Genomic DNA, 21,773 nt, shown 5'->3' with positions numbered 1-21,773 from the left:
AATACTATATGAATTTTTCCCAAAGTCAAAAGACATATAGACGCTTATTTATTAGAAAAACTTTTTCTTTCCAATAATAACACTATATGCCCTCATCTTATCCTTTTAACGTTTTTACTCTTTCTTCGCTACTTACAATACTTACTATTCTAACACCAAAATTTTCATCAACAACAACAACTTCTCCATAAGCAACTTTTTTCCCATTAACATATATTTCTACTGGTTCTTCTGCTAGCTTATCAAGTTCAATTAAAGACCCTGTTCCAAGAGCCAGAACTTCCTTTATACTTAGCTTAGATTTTCCAAGTACAACCGAAATTTCAAGTGGTACATCTAAAATTAAATCGATGTTCTTTGGAGCATCGTGTACAGCCATCTGTTTAAGTGGTTGAAAAGATGCTTGGTGTACATTTACAGGTGGTTGTGGTGGAATAAATGGTTGTTCATAATAATATGTCTCAGCTGGTTTTGGCTCAATCTGAGGTTGTGGTTGCGGTACATATTGCGGTTGAATAGCCCCAGCCTGATGTTGCACTTCAGCAGGTGGTGCTTGTTTAGGCTGCTCTTTTTCTTCCACAATTTCTTCTTGACCCATCATTATAGAAACTATTTTTTTAGCCGTAGCAATAGGAAGCACCTGCATCATGGTACTATCTATTAAATCACCTATATTAAGCCTGAAAGATACCTTTATTATTTCCTCATCTTCACTTATAGTATCTGCTAAAGGGCCACCTAACTCATCCCAAACCTTAGATGTAGGAGGAGATATATTTACTTCTCTTGCAAACATAGTAGCCATGGAAGTAGCAGCTGATCCAATCATTTGGTTCATAGCTTCCGAAACTGCACTTATCTCAATCTCAGATAATTCTTTTTTCTCAACAATATCCGTTCCATCCTTACCCATCATAAGATCCGCAATTACAGCTGCATCAGGAAGCTTCATTATAAGTAGGTTTCCCCCTACAATTCCACTTGTATATTTAACCTCTAATGCTATATTGGGAACATAAAATGTATTTCTCATCTCTCTTAAGCTTGTAACTTCAACTTTCGGAGTAGTTATATTAACCTGCTGACCTATGATAGTTGAAAGGGCTGTAGATGCTGAACCCATGGAAATATTTCCTATTTCCCCTAATAAATCTATTTCAATGTCAGAGATTGATTGATGTTCCTTAGAGCTCAAATTACTTTCAGGTATATTAGATTCTATTTCATCTGTTGAGGATGAATCTTTTGATTCGCTACTGCTTCCTCCACCATTTAATAGTGCATCTATTTCGTCTTGTGAAAGGAATCCGTTATCGCTACTCATAATTTTCCACATCCTTATCAATAATATCTAGTACTTGTATACCCTTATTTTTTCCTATTGTACCCGGTTTAGCATAAACATATGATTGATCTCCTACTAAAATTTTTACAGGGTCAGTAGTTAAGTTATCTAAAGTTACTACATCCCCTACAGAAAGATTTAAGAAATCTCCTACTAGTATATTAGTAGTGCCTAATAATGCTGAAACAGGTAGTTCTACTATATCTATTCTCTTTCTTATTTTAGTTCTAGAATCTTCTAGTACACTCTCATCATTTTCTCTAAACCAGTACTGAATTACTAATTTATCTAATACTTTTTCAATGCTTAAATAAGGAATACAAATGTTAATAAATGTACTGTTCCCTCCCAATTCCACTGAGAAGGTTATGAGTGCCACAGGCTCATTTGGAGCCAAAGTTTGATTTAAAGCAGGGTTAGTTTCTAACCCTTCAATTTCCGGTTCCACCTCTAGCACATCTTCCCAAGCGAGCTTTAAGTTAGCAATAACTCCTTTATTCACTTGTTTAATTATATTTTTATCAATATCAGTAAATTCTCTACTCTTGTACTGTCCTAATCCAGAACCTCCAAGAAGAATATCTATTATTTGATAAACAAACTGTGGATTTGTTTCAAATAATATAGAGCCACTTAATGGAGGCATTTTAAACACAGTTAAAATAGTAGGATTAGGCACTGAATGAATAAATTCTTCATATGTTATCTGCTGAACTGTTTCTATCTTTACTTTGACATTACTTCTCACTTGAGCTGTCAAATAATTCGAAATAATTCTAGCAAAATTATCATGAACAAGCTCTAAAGTCCTAATATGATCTTTTGAAAACTTTTGTGGTCTTCTAAAATCATACTGCTTAACCTTATGCTTCTCCTCTTCCTTCTCAAGTTCATCAGGATTTAATTCACCAGAGTCCAAGGCAGATAAAAGAGCATCTATTTCTCCTTGTGATAAAACGTCTGCCATGTTTGTCCCTCATTTCTATAACCAATTTAAAATAGTTTATCAATATCAATTAAAGTTACTATTCTATCCTTAAAGTTAATAACCCCTTTAATGTAAGCTTTTCTCTGATCATCAACTTTTTCTATCATGGTTTCCTCTATATCCAAAACTTCATCTACTTGGTCTACTGTAATCCCAACTTGCTCATCTTCCATTTTTAAGATAATTATATTACTTTCAGTTTCTTCTTTAGATTTTGATATATTTAATAATAAATTTATATCTAAGAGAGAAATTATGTTTCCTCTTAGATTAATCAATCCCCTTATATATTCTGGAGAATTAGGTACCTCTGTTATCTTCATAGTATCATTTATACCTTGAGCTTTTGAAGTTTCTACAGCAAATTGCTCGTCTCCAAGTCTAAATATAACTACTTGCACTTTTCATTCCTCCTATTAACCTACAGCTTTTCTAATAGCTTCTAAAACTCTATCAGCCTGAAACGGTTTAACAATAAAGTCTCTTGCTCCTGATCTTATAGCATCCATAACCATTGTTTGCTGACCCATAGCGCTACACATAATAATTTTTGCTGCAGGATCGAAAGCTTTTATTTCTTTTACAGCTTCAATTCCATCCATGTCAGGCATTGTTATATCCATCGTAACTACGTCTGGTTTTTCAGCTTTATAAAGTTCTACTGCTTTAATTCCATTACTAGCTTCTCCTACTACTTGATATCCATTCTTCTCTAATATATCTTTTATCATCATTCTCATAAAAGCTGCGTCATCAACAATTAATACTCTAGCCATGTGTTTATAACCTCCATTAATTTACACCTAATGTATTCAATATTTTTTCTAATGATCCTGGCATGGGAATATAATAAAAATGCCCACCTAATTCTTTATCATTACTTCTTAAGAATCTAGTTTCTAAATCTAGAACTTGATCATCAAATTGACCTGACTCTATAAATGTAGTAGACAATATAGCCCCTAACATATCATAACTAACTGCTGGTACGGAAGGTGTTATAACTAAGTTTGTAAATCTTGCAATAGAATTCATATAAGAAGAAGCTATTATATTTCCTATTTCACAAATTACTGAATAACCCATTTCAGAAAGCTGTTCTGATTCTTCTCCGGTTAATTCCTTTATAATCTGCATTGCTTCATCTTTTTCTAAAACAAAAAGTATATTTCCTGGTGTATCACCTAATACTCTAACAATAACCCCTATTACTATTCTTTCTGTACCATCTCCAGCAAAAACATCCTCAAAAGGTATAATATTTACTGCTGGAACTGTCATATCAACTTTCTTATTTAATAATTGTGATAAAGCAGTGGCTGCATTACCAGCACCAATATTACCAACTTCTCTTAGGGCATCTAGTTGCATAGGAGTCATATCAAGAATACTCATTCAAATTCCTCCTTATATTAGGGCCGCAACATCAAGTATTAAAGTAACAAGTCCGTCACCATAAATAGTTGCACCTATATACTCTTTAAGACTTTTTAATGTTTTTCCTAAGGGTTTAATTACTGTTTCCTGCTGTCCTAATAATCCATCTGCTAAAAGGCCTACTGTCTTTTCTCCTACTTTAACAATAACTATATAATTTTTGTTGCTATTATTGACTTTTTCAAGTCCTAACTTCTGATAGACTCTTATAAGAGGGATTACACTTTCATTATATATTATAACCTCTTTATTGTCAGTTTTCATCACTTTCTTTTCATCAAAGTCTATCACTCTATCAATATATCCAAGAGAAATAGCCATGGTTTCATTTCCAACCTTAATAAGTAAGGCTTGAATTATTTGTAGTGTTAAAGGAAGTCTTATTATAAATGAAGAACCTTTGCCCATTTCACTTATAACATCTACAGTTCCTCCGAGAGAGCTTATTTTAGTTTTTACAACATCCATTCCCACTCCTCTACCAGATATATCTGTAACAACTTCATTCGTGCTAAAGCCTTGATCAAATATTAGATTTCTAATGTCATTATCATCCATACCTTCAGTATTTATACCTACTTTGTTTGCTTTAGCACGCACTTTTTCAACATCTATTCCTCCACCATCATCCTCTACCTTAATTATAGCTTTTGTTCCTTCTTGATAAGCTATAAGTTTAATTGTTCCTATTGCATTTTTGCCTCTGTCCATCCTTACTTCTGGTCTTTCTATTCCATGATCAGCAGCATTCCTAATTAAATGAATAAGTGGTTCTCCTATTTCATCAATTACTGTTCTATCAAGTTCTGTGTCTTCTCCTTTAATTATAAAGTTAATTTCTTTATTTAACTCTACTGACAAATCTCTTACCATTCTTGGAAATCTATTAAATACAGTATCAAGTGGAAGCATTCTAATCTTCATTACAAGATCTTGTAGATCCGAAGTTGTTCTTGCTACTTGCTCTAAGGTTTCATTGAGTTCTGTTGATTTATAGTTAGTGCTTATTTGTTCTAATCTTGTTCTGTGTATAACAAGTTCTGATACCATATTCATAAACTTATCAAGTCTTTCAAGATCAACTCTGACAGACTGATGAGCTTTCTTTTGTTTTTTTCCTTCAGCCTTTTTTTCAACATCTTTTGGTTCTATTGTATTTTCGTTTAATTTAGATATTACTTTATTCTCTGGCTTTATAATTTCTTTTAATACGATATCTGTGTTTTCTTTTATCTCATATGTTGCCTTATTTATTACATTTTTATTATAATTTAAATCTACTTTATCAACTTGCACATTTGTAACTTCAGATACGCCAATTAAAATGTTACGAATCTCTTCTTTGCTCTTATGACTCAAGTAGATCATTTCTATTTCAAAATCAAAATTTTCACTTTCTAAGTCTTCTGCTGCTGGTATACATTTAATTATTTCACCAAATTCCTCTAAACCCTTAAATATTAAAAAAGCTCTTGCTGATTTCAATAAGGTATTTTCATCTAATGTGATTTTTATCTGTTGAGCATAGTACCCTTTTTCTTCCGCTTGTTTAATTATGTTTATATCATAATCATTCATTTGTGATAACAAAATACTCTCTTCTACAACTTCTTCCATTAAACTTGTTTTAGACTCTCTACTTATATCTTCATCTGAGTATGTTGGTATAGCCTGGGGCTTGTCTGTATTTTTCCCATCTACTATAGCTCCTAAACTCTCTATTATATCTTCTATAGGCATATTTCCATCATTACCCTCAGAAATATTATTAACCATTTGTTCTAAAGTATCTAGACACTTAAACAATACAGTCACAACTTGTTGAGTTACTTTTAACTTTCCTTCTCTAAATTGAGATAATACATCCTCCATTTTATGAGTTAGTTCTGCCATTTCATTGAATCCCATTGTCGCAGCCATACCTTTAATTGTGTGAGCAACTCTAAATATCTCATTTAGCTTGTCAATATTCTCTGGTTCTTGCTCTAGTTGTAATAGAGATTCATTTAAAGTTTGAAGATTATCCATTGATTCTTCAAGAAACATTGACATATATTGTGATGTATCCATGACCATTTTCCTCCTTATAGCTTCTTATAAATAAAAGTTGAAGCTTTCTCAAAACCATATTCTTTGTAATTGTATATACTTTCCGTAGCTCCTACAAAAAGAAGTCCACCTTTTTTTAACGAAGCACTAAACTTTTTATATATTTCATTTTTTATATCTTGATTAAAATATATTACAACATTTCTACAAACTATTAAATCAAATCCTTTTTCATAATTTTCTAGTATTAAATCATGTTTCTTGAAATTAACTAAACTCTTAATTTTAGAATCTATTATATATTTATCGTTAACTTTTGTAAAATACTTTTGCAAATACTCATCTTTTACATTTTTTATTTCACTTGCTACATATTCTCCCTGCCTCGCTCTTTCAATTATGCTACTATCTATATCTGTAGCTAGGATACTATGTCTTCCTTTAGTTTTAAGACTATCTAATATCATAGCTAAAGAATAAGGTTCAGCTCCTATTGAACACGCTGCACTCCATATCTTTAGATTACTTTCATTTAGAATTAGTTCTGTCTCTATTTTCTTTTTAACTTCATCAAATATCTCAGGATTTCTAAAAAATTCTGATACATTAATTGTTATAAAATCTAGAAACTTTTGCCTCTGACTTTCATCTCTTTTAAGAAGTGTTATATATTCATCTACAGAACTAACACCAACTCTAGTCATAAGACTTAAAATTCTTCTATGCAATTGATTGGACTTATAAGCTGATAAATCTATTTTAAATTCTTTCAGTGCCCATTTTTTAAAGTCTTCTAAATCCATACCCTACCTCCCTATAGCCTTTACATTTCTTATGATAGCATCAGATATATCATGTAAGGGTAATACTTCGTCTACTTTCCCTGTTTCAAAGGCAGCTCTTGGCATACCATAGATGGTACAGGTTGACTTATCTTCAGAAATAGTTATCCCTCCACTATCTTTAATCTCCACAGTACCTTGTGCTCCATCTCGTCCCATACCAGTAAGAACAACACTTAATACATGAGCTCCATAGACCTTTGCCACTGAGCTAAATAGCTTGTCTACTGCTGGTCTAACTCCCCACATAGCCGGTTCCATATTTAAATGTATTTTTTTATCTATTCCAACTTCCATATGATATCCAGCAGGTGCTATATACACAACGTTTTTTTCTACTATTTCCCCATCTGTTGCTTCAACAACTTTGATTTTACTATTTGAATCAAGTCTTTCAGCAAAAGCCTTTGTAAATCCTACCGGCATGTGTTGCACTACAAATACTGGTACCTCTAAATCTTTTGGAAGAACTGTTATAACTTTATAAAGCGCCTTTGGTCCACCTGTTGATGCTCCAATTGCAACAGCATTAATTTTACCCTTGTTTCTAAATGAATTAGTCGTTACTTTATGCTTAGTTTCTATTTTATTATATACATTACTCTTATCAATAAAACTAATTTTATTACATGCTAATCTTATTTTATCAATTAATTCCTCTGCAACCTTTTCGATGTCTAATGATATTGCCCCTGATGGTTTTGATATAAAATCAAAGGCTCCTTTTTCTAGACACTCTATAGTAAGCGCTGTTCCTGTTTTTGATACACTACTTAACATAATTACGGGTATGTTATAATTTCTGCTTTTCAACTCTTTCAAAGTAGCTATACCATCCATTTTAGGCATCTCTACATCTAAAGTAATAACATCAGGTATATAATTAATGATTTTTTCAAGCAAATCTTCTCCATTTCTCGCAGTGTATATAACTTCAATATCATCCATAGAATTAATAATATTAGAAATTATTTTCCTCATTAAAGCTGAATCATCTACTACTATAACTTTAATTTTTTTCAAGTTTATATCACTCCATTAAATTTGTTTTATTCCCATACCTACAGTTTTTATTTGTACTATTCCGGTTGCAGTATCAAAAATCATAGTTCTTCCTTTATTGCCCCCAACATCTTCACTAATTATGGGAATTCCTATACTTTTTAAAACATTTTTAACTGAGATTCCATTTCTATTTCCAATATCCATGATCATACTTTTATCTGAGAAATTAAACATTGATGCTCCACCTGCTATTTTCGCTTTTAAGCCTCTTTTTGAGGCACCTTCTTTTTGCATCTTTTCTAGCAATAAAGGGATAGCAAGATCTGCAAATTTCATTGGATTAGTTACGTTGTTAAATTGAGTGCTATCAGGCAACATAATATGCGCAAGTCCACCAACTTTAGTAACTGCATCATATATAGCAATCCCAATGCATGAACCTAATCCAACAGTTATAAGTTTTTTCGGTGGCTCAGCAATATTTAAATCTGCAATCCCTACTCTTATTTCACCATTTAACATAGGAAACTCCTTACTTTAATATCAATTCTTTTTCTTCATTGGTAAGAATTGTACCTAAATTTAAGAATGTTATTATCTTTCCATTTCTCTTTATTAATCCTTTAATATATCTTTTTGATATCCCTGCTACAATTTCTGGCGCTTCTTCTATACTTTCAACTTGTATATCACATACTTCTGAAACCACATCAACAATTATTCCTACTTTATTTTTCTCTTGTTTAGAAACTATAATTTTAGTTTCTTCTTTAACTTCCCCATATGGAATATTGAATTTTTTAGATAAACTCATTATAGGCAAAATATTTCCTTCATAATTTATAACCCCATCAATAAACTCTGGTGAGTCAGGAAGTTGTGTAGGTGCTTCGTACCCTAAAATTCTTTCTACTTCCATAATATCCGTAGCATAATATTGGCTATTTATATTAAATATTAATACTTTTATTTCTTTTTCACTCACGTTATATTTCCTCCTATATAATACTCTAAAGTATAAATTTGTCTACTATTAGTTCCCCTTCATTATTTAAATAGGCATGTACGTTTTTGCTAGGACATTCTAGTACATACTCTCTTTCCCCTACCATGAAACAAGTGTTTTGATATGCCACATCTACCGAAATATTTCCTGAAGCTTCTACTATTAGTTTAGTAGAGACTCCACCTTCGCTTCCGACATGCTTACACTTTATATCTTTTCCAGCTTTTATAACACCACCTCTTACTAAACTATTTGGGTTAATAAACTCAATACTCTCGTAAGCAGTTAAATGTGATACATATTCCCCTTTACCTACAACTATAATATTACCTGAACTATTTATTGTGGAATCTTGACAATAATTCATCTTAATATCAACTGGTTCTGAAAGTTCTCCTGATAACTTTGTTTTAACTTCTTCTATTTGATTCATTAAGAGCCTCAATTCATCTGAAGTTTTAATATTAAGAGGGGCAAATCCAATTAATTTTTCTTTAATAGTATTTGATAGATTTATCTCTTCATCTGAATCTTCCTTTAATACAGAAGCCATAAAATGAATACCTGTGGGAATTATACCCTTAAACTTATTTTCTATCAATACTTTTACAACTTCACCATCATGAACTTTTTTTCCTAAAAGGCTGAATTTTTTAATATGATCTACTGTAATTATAAGCTGAGAAATAAATGAGTAAAGCTTTTCTAAGTTTTTCACCTTATTTAACTTATTTATATCCGTTCCCCCAGCACTAACATGTGAATTTATTATGTTTCCTGTTACTTCTAAATCCCCTTTAGCATTTACAATAGCACTTTCAACATTTTGATGTATAATTAAATTATGACCTGCATTAACCTTCATTCCTTCTTTTACATTTCCATAAATAACTACATCACCAACGAAATCAATATTCCCTGTTTTTAAATCCACATCGTTATCTATAACATGAAGCTTATGTACTGATATCACATTTCCTTTACAAGAGGGCTTACCCTCAATTAATGCAACAGCAATATTTTCACCTCTAAGTTCGCAACCTTCACCAGCTTTTAGTTGAACTTTCTTTAATACTTTATGTTTTTTAGGTATGCCTTTTACATCTATACCGTCTTTTCCTTCTTTTCCTTCTCTTCTTACTACTAAGATATCTCCCTTTCTTGAAGCTTCAACACGACCTATGCTTTTATAATCTACTTTTCCTTCTTCATCCTCAACTAATTTTTTACTATTTGTTTTTTCACTAAACTTTATTTCTATTTTATCATCTATTCCATTAATAGCTGGTATTCCTTCTGCAACTAATATATTATCAAAATCCTGTTGTTCCGTTAACTTAACTAAAACATCTTCCTTTATGCCATATTTAATTCCACTCAAAGTTAATTGTTCTAAAATCTCCGTTTTAGTATAGGCTTGTGGAAATACTTGTTCTTTTACTTCTATCTCAATATCTAATTCATTGCTCTCTTCAGTATCTTTCAGAATGTACGTGTTTTCAGGAATATATTTTATACTTACGTAAGCTTCCATGTTGTCTTGAGTAATACTAATATTAAGTCTTCTCTCTGCTCTGTTACTTTCAAAAATTATCTCTATAATAGTATCTTGTAAAACTTCAATCTTTGATTTTATTTCATTTTGATTTACCACTACTCTTGCTTTTTTAAATGGCTTGATAAAGGCAGGTATTCCTCCCTCTTTTGGATTTTTAACAATAATCTTACCATCTTTAACCTTAATCGTTCCATTTCTATTTTCTTCTATTGATCCTTCAATTCCTACTGATATTGAGACCTTTTTATTAAAGAGTCCTTTTTTACACTCTATGATTTCATATTTTATTTCTTCTTTTTTTATTTTTAATTGGGAAGTAGCCATATCTAAACACTCATCTAATGTTTTGGCTGTAAAAATTTTTTTATTCATAAAAACTCACTCCCCCTATATAATATAGTTTTATAATGAGTATATCATATTTTAATGAATCACTTTACTATCTTATCGTTATTTTACAAGCTTACTTTATAATATTTTTAATTTTAAGTAACTAAACATAGCCATAAATAAATTTTAAACCTGTGTTTATCATTTATTTATGAGCATTTACATATTCCTCTACCAATCTATTATATTCATTTTTTATTTCTTGGAGTATTTTATTATGAATAGTAATCTCCACATCATCTATTTTTGAGATTGGTAAAACCTTAGGAGATGTTCCGCATAAGAATATTCCATCTAATTTCTTAATATCATTCGAATTAGTTTTTTCTTCTATAATTTCATATCCTAAATTGTAGCAAGCTTTAAATACATATTTTCTAGTTATCCCTAGTAAAACATCTTCCTTTGGTGCAGTATAAACTTTATTCTCTTTAATCATAAAAATATTACTTCTGCTACCTTCAGTAATCTTTCCACTACTATTTACCAAGATAACTTCGTATATATTTTCTTCTTTTATTATTTTATCTGTTATTTCTCTTAGGCTCATGTTTATTACTTTTGCATTCGGAGTTTCTCTTTCAGCATTATATAAAGCTACCTCAATCCCCTTTAAGTACATTTCTTCTGTAGGGTAATTGTGCTTAATAAAATAAATAAGAAATGTATTTTCTGTCTTTTCATTAAAATTAAAAATAATTTTCACATTACCATCTCTAATGAAATTAATCTCTGATAATTTCTTAATAGAATATTTAATTTCTTCTTTCTCCAGCCATATATTTACTCCTGTAACATTAGCTGATTGAAAAAGCCTATCTAAATGATCTTCTATAAATAAAGGTACTCCATCTATAATTCTAATAACCTCATATACCGATTTCCCTTGCTGGATTAAGGTATTATCAAACTCTTTGCAATCCATCACCTTATTATTCACTATAAACTTTTCGCAAAAACATTCATTCATATATTTAGTACTCCTTAGTTCCACTTTAGTATTTTTATTTTATCATGCTTCTTTTTATAATTTATTAAATATGGATTACCTACAATATCAAAAAGAGGAGAGTCTGATAAGGAATCTGAAAACATATATGAATTCTTAAAATCAACTTCTATATTTTCCTTCTTAAGCTCTTCTTCTAATCTTTTCACCTTAACTTTTCCTTTATTATTTTCACCCTCAATAAGATTTCTATATACTCCATTTTCTAATCTAAGTCTTGTTCCTATAATTTTATCTATTTCCTTTATATTGTAGAATTCATTTATATATACTTCTGGAGATGCAGAAATTAGATATATCTTGTATCCCTCTGACTTAAATTTTCTTATGGTTTCTATAGCATCTTTATATAATATTTTGGATAATCTTTCGTCATAGAATTTCTTAACTAAAATTTTCATATCATTTTCCTTTATTCCACATAAAAACTTTGAAAATGTTTCTTTAGTTTGGGTTTCGTTATAGACCTTAAGTCCATATAAAATTCCTGATATCATTACTCTAGGAATGTATCTAAGCAATCTCAAATCTTTTCTTAACATATATAAATACAATTCAATAAAGGTTTCCCTCTTTGTTAATGTATAATCAATATCGAATATAGCTAACTTCTCCATAAAATCACTCCAATAAATAAAAAAGTTTTATGATTAATAAAAAAGCCGATGCATAAGCAACGACTTTTTTGAGGTTAAAATTATTCCTCTTCTTCTTCCACTAAGCTATCATAATAAGCAGTAACTTCTTCGAACTCTTTGTCCTCTGGAACAACTAATTCTGAATCGTCACCTTCTCCAACTACCTTAAATAAATAAACCGATCCATCTTCTGGGTTTTGAACAAGTGTATATTCATTATCTTTATACTCAAATCCATCAACAACTTCGCATGGAACTACATTACCATTTTCATCTTCTAATTCAACAATTACTGCTTCATGGCCATGATCGTCACATCCACATCCGCATCCACAATGCTCTTCTTGTGAATTACTTCCACAAGCCTCATCTTCACAACCACAATCATGTAATTTTTCGTTATCCATGATATAACCTCCTATAAGTTAAGTCTTTCATTAATGTATTATTACATTATTATTATTATTTTAAACCTTATTTCTAAATATTAAAAGAGTTTTTTGTAATTTTTTTATAAATAGAAGAAAATTATGTGAGTATATATCCTTTTTCCCAATAAAAAAGAGGCATTTCTTTTTAGAAATGCCTCTTTCTTATTATTTATAATTAGTTTGCTGCTAATCTCTTGTATGTTTCTAATCTTTCAAATGCATCCTTTTCAGTCTTTTCGAATAATGCATTTGCAGTTTCTGGGAATTCCTTAGCAAGTGAAGCGTATCTTACTTCTCCCATTAAGAATTCTCTAAAGTTTCCAGTTGGTTCTTTTGAATCTAGAATGAACGGATTCTTTCCTTCTTCTTTTAATGTTGGATTGAATCTGTACATAGCCCAATATCCTGTTTCAACAGCTTTCTTACCCTCTTCTTGAGTCTTGCCCATACCACTCTTTAATCCGTGGTTGATACATGGTGAATAAGCTATTATTAATGATGGACCTGGATAAGCTTCAGCTTCAGCTATAGCTTTTAATGTTTGGTTCTTGTCAGCACCCATTGATATTTGTGCTACATAAACATATCCATAACTCATAGCCATCATTCCAAGATCTTTCTTCTTAGTTTGCTTACCACTAGCTGCAAATTTAGCTATAGCAGCTGTTGGAGTCGCTTTTGAAGATTGTCCACCAGTATTTGAGTAAACTTCTGTATCAAATACAAATACATTTACATCTTCTCCTGATGCAAGAACGTGGTCAAGTCCACCGTATCCGATATCATATGCCCAACCGTCTCCACCAAAGATCCAGTTAGATCTCTTAACTAAGAAGTCTCTGTCTTCGTAAATTTCATTTAATAATGAATTATTTGCTTTTTCAGCTTCAATTGCAGCTATTACTTTATCTGCTCTTTCTCTTGTTCCTGTTCCAAGATTAAAGTTGTCTATCCATTCTTGAAGAGCTGTTTTTGCTTCTTCACTAACGCCAGCGTTTATAGCTTCTGTTGCTTTCATAGCCAATCTTTCTCTTATTTGTTGAGCTCCAAGGTACATTCCCATACCAAATTCAGCATTGTCTTCGAATAATGAGTTAGCCCAAGCTGGTCCATGTCCTCTGTGGTTTTTAGTATATGGAGTTGATGGCGCTGATGCTCCCCAAATTGATGAACATCCAGTAGCATTAGCTATCATCATTCTTTCACCAAATAATTGAGTTACAAGTTTAGCGTATGAAGTTTCCATACATCCTGCACATGCTCCTGAGAACTCAAGTAATGGTTGTTCGAATTGGCTTCCCTTTACAGTGAATTTATTCATTGGATTTTCTTTATGTGATACTGTCATAGCAAAATCCCAAGCTTCAGTCTTTTCTATTTGAGTATCAAGTGGTTTCATTACAATTGCTTTTTCCTTAGCTGGACAGATATCAACGCAGTTTCCACATCCTGTACAATCAAGTGGTGAAATAGCCATTGTATACTTAAGTCCTTTAGCTCCTATAGCATCTTTACCTTCAAATGTTGCTGGTGAATTCGCTAATTCTTCTTCAGTTGTAAGAATTGGTCTTATAGTAGCATGTGGACATACATATGAACATTGGTTACATTGTATACATTTATCTATTTGCCATTCTGGAACGTTTATTGCTACTCCTCTTTTTTCATATGCAGCAGTTCCATGTGGGAACGTACCATCTTCCATTCCTACGAATGCACTTACTGGAAGTTTATCTCCATCTTGTCTATTCATCGGATTAACGATTTTATCTATGAATTCTGGCACTTCAATTGTTGCAGCAGCTTCTTCTACAACTTCATTCCATGATGATGGAACTTCTATTTTAACTATTGAGTCAACACCCTTATCGATAGCAGCGTTGTTCATATCAACAACTTTTTGTCCCTTTTTACCATAAGAACTTACAACTGCATCTTTTAAGTATTTAATAGCATCTGCAACTTCAATAACTTCTGAAATCTTGAAGAATGCTGATTGCATTATCATGTTAATTCTTCCACCAAGACCGATTTCTTGTGCTATCTTAACAGCATTCAATGTATAGAACTCAATGTTGTTTTCAGCTATAAACTTCTTATATGCAACTGGTAAATTAGCTTCTACTTCTTCTGGACTCCAGATAGTATTTAATAAGAATTTACCGCCTTTTTTCAATCCTTCTAATACGTTATATTTATAAACATAAGATTGATTGTGACAAGCTACAAAATCAGCTTTATTTATTAAGTATGGTGATTTAATTGGGCTCTTTCCAAATCTTAAGTGAGAAACTGTTATACCACCAGATTTTTTTGAGTCATATGCAAAGTATCCTTGTGCATACATATCTGTATGGTCTCCAATAATCTTTATAGCACTCTTGTTTGCTCCAACAGTACCGTCTGATCCAAGACCCCAGAATTTACAAGCTTTAGTTCCTGCTGGTGTAGCATCTATATCTTCTCCAACTGGTAATGAAGTATTACTTACATCATCAACTATAGCTATAGTAAATCCATTTTTCGGTGTATCTTTCTTTAAGTTTTCAAATACTGGTAAAATATGAGCTGGAACAGTATCTTTTGATCCTAATCCATATCTTCCACCAACTATTACTGGTTGATGTTCTCTTCCATAGAATGCATTTTTAACATCTAAGTATAAAGGCTCACCAAGTGATCCTGGTTCTTTAGTTCTATCAAGAACAGCGATGCTCTTAACTGTTTCTGGTATATATTTTAAGAAGTGCTCAAGTGAGAATGGTCTGTATAAATGAACATTTAATAAACCAACTTTTTCACCCTTGCTCATTAAGTAGTCTATTGTTTCTTCAATAGTATCAGTTATAGATCCCATAGCTACGATCATTCTTTCAGCATCTGGAGCTCCATAATAATTGAATAGGTGATATTCTCTTCCTGTTAATTTAGTTATTTCAGCCATGTAGCCTTCAACAATTTCTGGAAGTGCTTCATAGTATGGGTTAGAAACTTCTCTTTCTTGGAAGTATATATCTGGATTTTGAGCAGTACCACGTGTTACTGGGTGGTCAGGATTTAAAGCATTTTTTCTAAATGCTTTAACAGCATCCATATCAAGTAATTTTGCTAAATCTTCATATTCTAAAATTTCAATTTTTTGTACTTCATGAGATGTTCTAAATCCATCAAAGAAGTTTACAAAAGGAACTTTTCCCTTTATTGCAGCTAAATGAGCAACTGCTCCTAAATCCATAACTTGTTGTACTGAGCTTTCTGCAAGCATTGCAAAACCTGTTTGTCTTGCTGCCATAACGTCTTGGTGATCACCAAATATGTTAAGTGAGTTTGCAGCTAGAGCTCTTGCTGATACGTGAAGTACTCCTGGTAAAAGTTCTCCAGCAATTTTGTACATATTAGGAACCATAAGTAAAAGACCTTGAGACGCTGTGTATGTTGTAGTCAAGGCACCAGCTTGTAATGAACCATGAACAGCACCAGCCGCTCCTGCTTCTGATTGCATTTCCATAACCTTTACAGTTTGTCCAAAAATATTTTTTCTTCCTTCAGCTACCCATTCATCAACATGTTCAGCCATAGGAGAGGAAGGAGTAATTGGATAAATAGCCGCTACGTCTGTAAATGCATATGAAACGTGTGCAGCAGCTGTATTTCCATCCATTGTTTTCATCTTTGCCATTTATATACCTTCTTTCTATAATAATGTTTAACTTTACTATACTTTATAGCAAGTCAATTTATTAGATATTTTAGCACCTTCTTTATTCAAGAAGGCTTGGACATAGTTTAAAAAATCATATAATACATGCAACAGTTAATATTACTATAAATTTTTAATCTGTTACATATATTATATTAATCTGTTATACTCTTTGTCAAATATTTCGTAAACCAAGTAATCATTAATATACTACGAATTACTAGTAAATCCGCTGAATTACTTGGTTTTATCAAAAAAAATCTTTTTATTCAATTTCTACATATTTTTTTTCGTATAAAGGGTATTTAGAACAAATTTCTCTAACCTTATCCTTTATCTCACTTAAGTCTCTATCTTTATTTTCTATAACATAATTAATCAAGTATGCAATTTTCTTCATTTCCTCTTCTTTGAAGCCTCTAGTTGTAACAGCAGGCGTTCCAATTCTTATTCCACTAGTTACAAATGGACTTTTAGTTTCAAAAGGAATAGTGTTTTTATTTACAGTAATCCCCACGCTGTCTAATAATTTTTCTGCATCTTTTCCTGTAATATCTTTATTGGTTAAGTCTATTAAAAGAAGATGATTATCAGTTCCCCCTGAAACCAACCTAAAGTTGTATTTTTTAAGTTCTTCCTCAAGAGCCTTTGCATTTTTTACTACTTGATTAATGTAACTCTTATAATCATCCTTTAGAGCTTCTCCAAAACAAACAGCCTTAGCAGCAATTATATGTAGCAATGGTCCACCTTGTATTCCTGGAAAAATTGCTTTATCTACTTCTTTTGCATATTTCTCTTTGCATAGTATAGCTCCACCTCTTGGACCTCTTAAAGTCTTATGAGTAGTAGTTGTAACAAAGTCTGCACATTCTACTGGTGATGGATGCTTTCCTGCAGCAATAAGACCAGCTATATGAGCCATATCTACCATAAAATATGCATCTACCTCACCACAAATTAATTTTATCTTTTCAAAATCAATTACTCTTGAGTATGCACTAGCACCTGCAACAATCATTTTAGGTCTATGCTCTAATGCCAATTCTCTTAATTTTTCATACTCTATAAGCTCTGTTTCATTATCTACCCCATAAGATATGAAATTAAATAGCTTTCCCGAAAAATTTACCGGACTACCATGAGTTAAATGTCCTCCATGACTTAAATCCATTCCAAGTATAGTATCTCCTGGCTGTAAAACCGAAAGATATACTGCCATGTTTGCTTGAGAACCTGAATGTGGTTGAACATTAGCATGTTCAGCTCCAAATAATTTTTTAAGTCTCTCAATTGCTAAAGCTTCTACCTTATCTACTTCTTCGCATCCACCATAATATCTTTTTCCTGGATAACCCTCAGCATATTTATTAGTAAGCTGAGTCCCCATAGCTTCCATTACAGCTTTGCTAGTAAAGTTTTCTGAAGCAATCAATTCAATATTATTGTTTTGCCTACTATTTTCTCTCTCTATTAGGGAGAATATATCTGGATCATTGTTCTTTAAGTTTAGAAATTTCATTTATGCCCCTCCTCACTTTTGTTTACTAAATTATAAAGTGTTGTATCATAAATATCAATAATAAAAATTTTTTTCCTTTAAATTTATAATAAATTATTAAATTAATCTATGATATAATAAGGTATGAGAATAGCTGATGATTTTAAGAGAGGGTTTACAATATGAATGAAAGTCATAAAATATTACATATTGCAGCAGAGGCCGGGAGAATAATTCTCCAAAGCGGCGGAGAGACATACAGGGTCGAAGAAACAATGCTCAGAATTTGCTATGCTTTTAAAGTAAAACATGCGGATAGCTTTGTTACCCCTACTGGAATAATGATATCTTTAATAGATAAGAATAACGAAACTATTTCTTTAATAAAAAGAATAAATAACAGAACTGTCAATTTAGAAAAAATCTCAAAGGTAAATAATTTATCTAGAGAAATTAGCACTAATCCTATTTCTCTAGAGCTAGTTGAACAAAGATTAATAGAAATTGATACTACACCTGGTTATAGTAATAATACATTAATAATAGCATCAGCTTTTATTGCAGCTTTTTTCACACTATTATTCGGAGGAACTTTTAAGGACTTTGTAGTATCTATTTTTATTGGTATTATAATTAAAATCATTTCCATTACTCTTAATAATATGCAACTTAATGACTTCTTTATTAATTCACTTGGTGGATCTGTTGCAACTTTACTAGCTTTAATTAGTGTTAGATTAAATTTAGGCAATCACGAAGATAAGATTATTATAGGTTCTATTATGCTTCTTGTTCCAGGACTTATTATTACTAATTCTATAAGAGATACTATAGCCGGTGATTTAATCTCAGGAATTTCCAGAGCCATAGAAGCAATTTTTGTAGCCGTTGCAATAGCAATCGGAAGTGGTATAGTTATGAAACTTTGGTTTATGTATATAGGGGGAGTAATATAATGATACTAAGTTCACTCTACGCTCTATTGGCTAGCTTATTTTTTGGGATTATATTTAACATAAGAGGTAAAAATCTTTTTTTTGCTGCTTTAGGAGGATCATTAGGTTGGTTTTTCTATTCTTTTTCTATAAATCATGGCTTTTCCGCTCTATTTGCTCTGTTTATAGGTTCTCTAGCTTGTAGCATATATTCTGAGATAATGGCCAGAGTACTAAAATCTCCCGTTACCGTCTTTATGATTTGTGCAATAATTCCACTAGTACCAGGTGCAGGAATGTATTACACAATGTTTGAGACTATTAAAGGAAATTTAGATAAATCTATAATCTTAGGCATTGAAACCATAAGTAGTGCCGGGGCTATTGCCGTAGCTACAGTTTTAGTTTCATCAACTATAAAAGTTATAATTGCTTTAAAAAATAGAAAATCAAATATTAGAAAATATTAATAGGCAATCTAAACTATAATTTAGATTGCCTATTTTATAAACATTGTTAACGTTTCAACTAAATCATCCATTTTCATATCATGCTCATAATTTTTTTCTTCATTAGCCATACATTCTTTAGCATAATTCTTTAATATTAATGCACCTACCTTATTCATAGCTGCTCTTGCTGCTGCAACTTGCACTAATACATCTTTACAACAAGCATTACTATCAATCATCTTTTCGATTCCTTTAACTTGACCTTCTATTTTCCTTAGTCTTACTTGTATATCCTTTTTAGGATCTTTTTTCTTATCCATATACAATTCTCCCATTCTCGAATGCTCATTTATACCTATACCCCGTAGTGTAATTATATCAATAATAATTTATATATTCAACACAGTAAATTCATCACATATTATTATATTTTTATATAAAAAGCTCCCACCATATCGTTTTACAAGTAATAATTGAACCTGTTTTCAACAGGTGGGTATCTCCTTTTTGTTTCACGTCCTTTATATTGTACTAATGTACTTAAAAGTTTCATTACGCAAAAAGAGTTAGATTCCCTTTCAAATAAAATGTTGGGTCAATACACACTTGCATTACATATATAGTAGGAACTTTTATAATTATATTATGCTACATTCTTTCAAAAAATATAATATGAAACTATTGTTTTTCTTGTAAAATTAATCCTAAATCATTTAACTGTTTGTTTTCTACTAGGTTTGGAGCTTCCGTTAATGGACAGAAAGCATTTTGATTCTTAGGAAATGCTATAACATCTTTTATGTTTTCATTTCCAGTTAAGAACATAATAATCCTATCTAATCCATAAGCTAATCCTGCATGTGGTGGTGGTCCAAATCTAAATGCATCAAGCAGAAATCCAAATCTCTCCCAAGCACTTTCTTTAGTGAAACCAAGCACTTTAAACATCTTCTCTTGGAGGTTAGTATCGTGTATTCTAACACTTCCTCCTCCAAGTTCTTCTCCATTTAGAACTATATCATATGCTATTGCTCTAACCTTTCCTGGATCACTCTCAAGATACTGAATATCCTCATCCATAGGGGCCGTAAATGGATGATGCTCTGCTTGATATCTATTTTCTTCTTCGTTAAATGAAACTAGTGGGAATTCTGTAATCCACACAAATCTAAATTCACTACTATCTTTTAATAGTTCTAACTTTTTAGCCATTTCAAGTCTTAACGCTCCAAGTGTTTGCAATACTACACTATCTTTATCCGCTACAATTAGTATTAAATCTCCATACTTAGCATCTATGGTTTTAACTATATCATTTATTTCTTCTTCTTTTAAGAATTTTGATATAGGTGACTTTATTTCATCCTCTTTATAGGATATCCAAGCAAGTCCTTTTGCTTTAAAAGTTTTAACAAATTCTGTTAACTTATCAATTTGTTTCCTTCCCATATCAGCACAATTTGGAGCTTTTATAGCTCTTACACTTCCACCAGCCTCTAAAGCATCTTTAAACACTTTAAAATCGGCATTCTTAACCGCTTCACTTATATCGTTTATTTCCATACCAAATCTAAGGTCTGGTTTATCAGAACCGTATTTATTCATAGCCTCTTTATAAGGCATTCTTTGAATAGGAAGCTGAACATCTACATTTATTATTTCTTTAAACATTCTTTGAATCAATTTTTCATTTAATCCAATAACATCTTCCATATCAACAAATGAAAGTTCCATGTCAATTTGAGTAAACTCCGGTTGCCTATTTGCTCTTAAATCTTCATCTCTAAAGCACTTTGCTATTTGAAAATATTTATCGTATCCTGAAACCATTAATAATTGCTTAAATAATTGTGGTGATTGTGGCAATGCATAGAACATTCCAGAATAATTTCTACTAGGAACAAGATAGTCTCTAGCCCCTTCTGGTGTACTTCTTGTAAGTATTGGAGTTTCTACTTCAAGAAAACCATTTTCATCTAAAAAGTCTCTTACTATTTTTGAAGCTTTATGTCTCACCTTAAGTATTTTTTGCATATCAGGTCTTCTAAGATCAAGGTATCTATATTTCATTCTAATTGTTTCATCAGTATCTAAATTTTCCTTTATGTATATAGGAGGTGTTTCAGATTCAGATAATATTTTAATTCCTTCTCCCTTTAATTCAATCATTCCTGTAGGTAATGCTTCATTAGGTGATTGTCTTTTTATTACTTCACCTTCAATAGCTATGCAATATTCTGATTTAACTAAGTCTGCTTTTTCAAAAGCTTCTTTATTTATTTCTTCTCCAAATACTACTTGGAGAATACCTTCTCTATCTCTTAAATCTATAAAAACTAATCCTCCAAGATTTCTTTTTCTTTGAACCCATCCCATTACAACATGCTTCTCACCTATGTTACCTTCTCTTAATTCTCCACACATTACGGTTCTTTTAAGTCCAGCTAATGTTTCTCCCATATTTTCGTCCTCCTCGTTTTTTATAAA

At 31.5% G+C, this 21,773-nt stretch carries 20 protein-coding genes and 1 other RNA gene; 2 read left to right on the top strand and 19 right to left on the bottom strand.

What is annotated here, in order from left to right:
• Positions 1 to 97: 97 nt before the first annotated feature.
• From fliY to ACX0KU_RS12175, 16 genes are all read right to left on the bottom strand, one after another.
• Positions 98 to 1,324 carry a flagellar motor switch phosphatase FliY gene (gene fliY, locus ACX0KU_RS12250; protein ID WP_472990231.1) on the bottom strand — a complete coding sequence of 409 codons (1,227 nt, stop codon included), beginning with the start codon at positions 1,322 to 1,324 and terminating at the stop codon, positions 98 to 100.
• On the bottom strand, positions 1,317 to 2,312 hold the full coding sequence (gene fliM, locus ACX0KU_RS12245; protein ID WP_472990230.1) for a flagellar motor switch protein FliM: 996 nt from the start codon (positions 2,310 to 2,312) through the stop codon (positions 1,317 to 1,319). The genes fliY and fliM overlap by 8 nt, the downstream gene beginning before the upstream one ends.
• A gap of 26 nt (positions 2,313 to 2,338) precedes the next feature.
• Entirely contained in the window at positions 2,339 to 2,734 is a 396-nt protein-coding gene (locus ACX0KU_RS12240; RefSeq protein ID WP_472990229.1) for a chemotaxis protein CheW, read from the bottom strand.
• Between the two features lie 15 nt (positions 2,735 to 2,749).
• Positions 2,750 to 3,109 (bottom strand): response regulator, encoded by a 360-nt coding sequence (locus tag ACX0KU_RS12235; protein WP_472990228.1) that lies wholly within the window; start codon positions 3,107 to 3,109, stop codon positions 2,750 to 2,752.
• Between the two features lie 16 nt (positions 3,110 to 3,125).
• Positions 3,126 to 3,728, bottom strand: a complete 603-nt coding sequence (locus tag ACX0KU_RS12230; RefSeq protein WP_472990227.1) for a chemotaxis protein CheC — start codon at positions 3,726 to 3,728, stop codon at positions 3,126 to 3,128.
• A gap of 12 nt (positions 3,729 to 3,740) precedes the next feature.
• The gene (locus tag ACX0KU_RS12225) at positions 3,741 to 5,840 is read right to left on the bottom strand and encodes a chemotaxis protein CheW (protein WP_472990226.1); all 2,100 of its coding nucleotides are present in this window, start codon (positions 5,838 to 5,840) and stop codon (positions 3,741 to 3,743) included.
• Positions 5,841 to 5,854: 14 nt separating this feature from the next.
• On the bottom strand, positions 5,855 to 6,622 hold the full coding sequence (locus ACX0KU_RS12220; RefSeq protein WP_472990225.1) for a CheR family methyltransferase: 768 nt from the start codon (positions 6,620 to 6,622) through the stop codon (positions 5,855 to 5,857).
• Between the two features lie 3 nt (positions 6,623 to 6,625).
• Positions 6,626 to 7,684 (bottom strand): protein-glutamate methylesterase/protein-glutamine glutaminase, encoded by a 1,059-nt coding sequence (locus ACX0KU_RS12215; protein WP_472990223.1) that lies wholly within the window; start codon positions 7,682 to 7,684, stop codon positions 6,626 to 6,628.
• A 15-nt stretch (positions 7,685 to 7,699) separates the two neighbouring features.
• Positions 7,700 to 8,188: a chemotaxis protein CheD gene (locus ACX0KU_RS12210; RefSeq protein WP_472990222.1), complete on the bottom strand. Its 489-nt coding sequence runs from the start codon at positions 8,186 to 8,188 to the stop codon at positions 7,700 to 7,702.
• A gap of 10 nt (positions 8,189 to 8,198) precedes the next feature.
• Positions 8,199 to 8,651 (bottom strand): chemotaxis protein CheW, encoded by a 453-nt coding sequence (locus tag ACX0KU_RS12205; RefSeq protein ID WP_472990221.1) that lies wholly within the window; start codon positions 8,649 to 8,651, stop codon positions 8,199 to 8,201.
• A gap of 25 nt (positions 8,652 to 8,676) precedes the next feature.
• Positions 8,677 to 10,602, bottom strand: coding sequence for a flagellar assembly protein A (locus ACX0KU_RS12200; RefSeq protein WP_472990220.1), 1,926 nt, complete (start codon positions 10,600 to 10,602; stop codon positions 8,677 to 8,679).
• A gap of 163 nt (positions 10,603 to 10,765) precedes the next feature.
• On the bottom strand, positions 10,766 to 11,590 hold the full coding sequence (locus tag ACX0KU_RS12195; RefSeq protein ID WP_472990219.1) for an aminotransferase class IV: 825 nt from the start codon (positions 11,588 to 11,590) through the stop codon (positions 10,766 to 10,768).
• 14 nt (positions 11,591 to 11,604) lie between these two features.
• A complete protein-coding gene (locus ACX0KU_RS12190; RefSeq protein ID WP_472990218.1) occupies positions 11,605 to 12,246 on the bottom strand; it encodes an HAD-IB family hydrolase in 642 nt (213 codons plus the stop codon).
• 80 nt (positions 12,247 to 12,326) lie between these two features.
• Entirely contained in the window at positions 12,327 to 12,674 is a 348-nt protein-coding gene (locus ACX0KU_RS12185; RefSeq protein ID WP_472990217.1) for a DUF1292 domain-containing protein, read from the bottom strand.
• A 199-nt stretch (positions 12,675 to 12,873) separates the two neighbouring features.
• Positions 12,874 to 16,377, bottom strand: coding sequence for a pyruvate:ferredoxin (flavodoxin) oxidoreductase (nifJ, locus tag ACX0KU_RS12180; RefSeq protein WP_472990215.1), 3,504 nt, complete (start codon positions 16,375 to 16,377; stop codon positions 12,874 to 12,876).
• A 286-nt stretch (positions 16,378 to 16,663) separates the two neighbouring features.
• Positions 16,664 to 17,920 carry a serine hydroxymethyltransferase gene (locus ACX0KU_RS12175; RefSeq protein ID WP_472990214.1) on the bottom strand — a complete coding sequence of 419 codons (1,257 nt, stop codon included), beginning with the start codon at positions 17,918 to 17,920 and terminating at the stop codon, positions 16,664 to 16,666.
• 161 nt (positions 17,921 to 18,081) lie between these two features.
• Here ACX0KU_RS12175 and ACX0KU_RS12170 point away from each other — a divergent pair, with 161 nt between their 5' ends.
• Both ACX0KU_RS12170 and ACX0KU_RS12165 read left to right on the top strand, forming a co-directional pair.
• Positions 18,082 to 18,855: a threonine/serine exporter family protein gene (locus ACX0KU_RS12170; RefSeq protein ID WP_472990212.1), complete on the top strand. Its 774-nt coding sequence runs from the start codon at positions 18,082 to 18,084 to the stop codon at positions 18,853 to 18,855.
• On the top strand, positions 18,855 to 19,304 hold the full coding sequence (locus ACX0KU_RS12165) for a threonine/serine exporter family protein (RefSeq protein WP_472990211.1): 450 nt from the start codon (positions 18,855 to 18,857) through the stop codon (positions 19,302 to 19,304). Before ACX0KU_RS12170 ends, ACX0KU_RS12165 begins: the two co-directional genes overlap by 1 nt.
• Before the next feature lie 29 nt (positions 19,305 to 19,333).
• Here the strand turns inward: ACX0KU_RS12165 and ACX0KU_RS12160 are convergent, their stop codons facing one another.
• The 3 genes from ACX0KU_RS12160 to aspS form a co-directional block, all read right to left on the bottom strand.
• On the bottom strand, positions 19,334 to 19,606 hold the full coding sequence (locus tag ACX0KU_RS12160) for a metal-sensitive transcriptional regulator (RefSeq protein ID WP_472990210.1): 273 nt from the start codon (positions 19,604 to 19,606) through the stop codon (positions 19,334 to 19,336).
• Between the two features lie 120 nt (positions 19,607 to 19,726).
• A non-coding RNA gene (gene ssrS / locus ACX0KU_RS12155) (6S RNA) lies at positions 19,727 to 19,918 on the bottom strand.
• 46 nt (positions 19,919 to 19,964) lie between these two features.
• Positions 19,965 to 21,746, bottom strand: a complete 1,782-nt coding sequence (aspS, locus tag ACX0KU_RS12150) for an aspartate--tRNA ligase (RefSeq protein WP_472990209.1) — start codon at positions 21,744 to 21,746, stop codon at positions 19,965 to 19,967.
• Positions 21,747 to 21,773 lie beyond the last annotated feature (27 nt).

The sequence above is a fragment of the Clostridium sp. X genome (assembly GCF_055755365.1).
The sequence above is the reverse complement of the archived record's forward strand: the minus strand, read 5'-3'. Positions and strand labels throughout refer to the sequence as shown.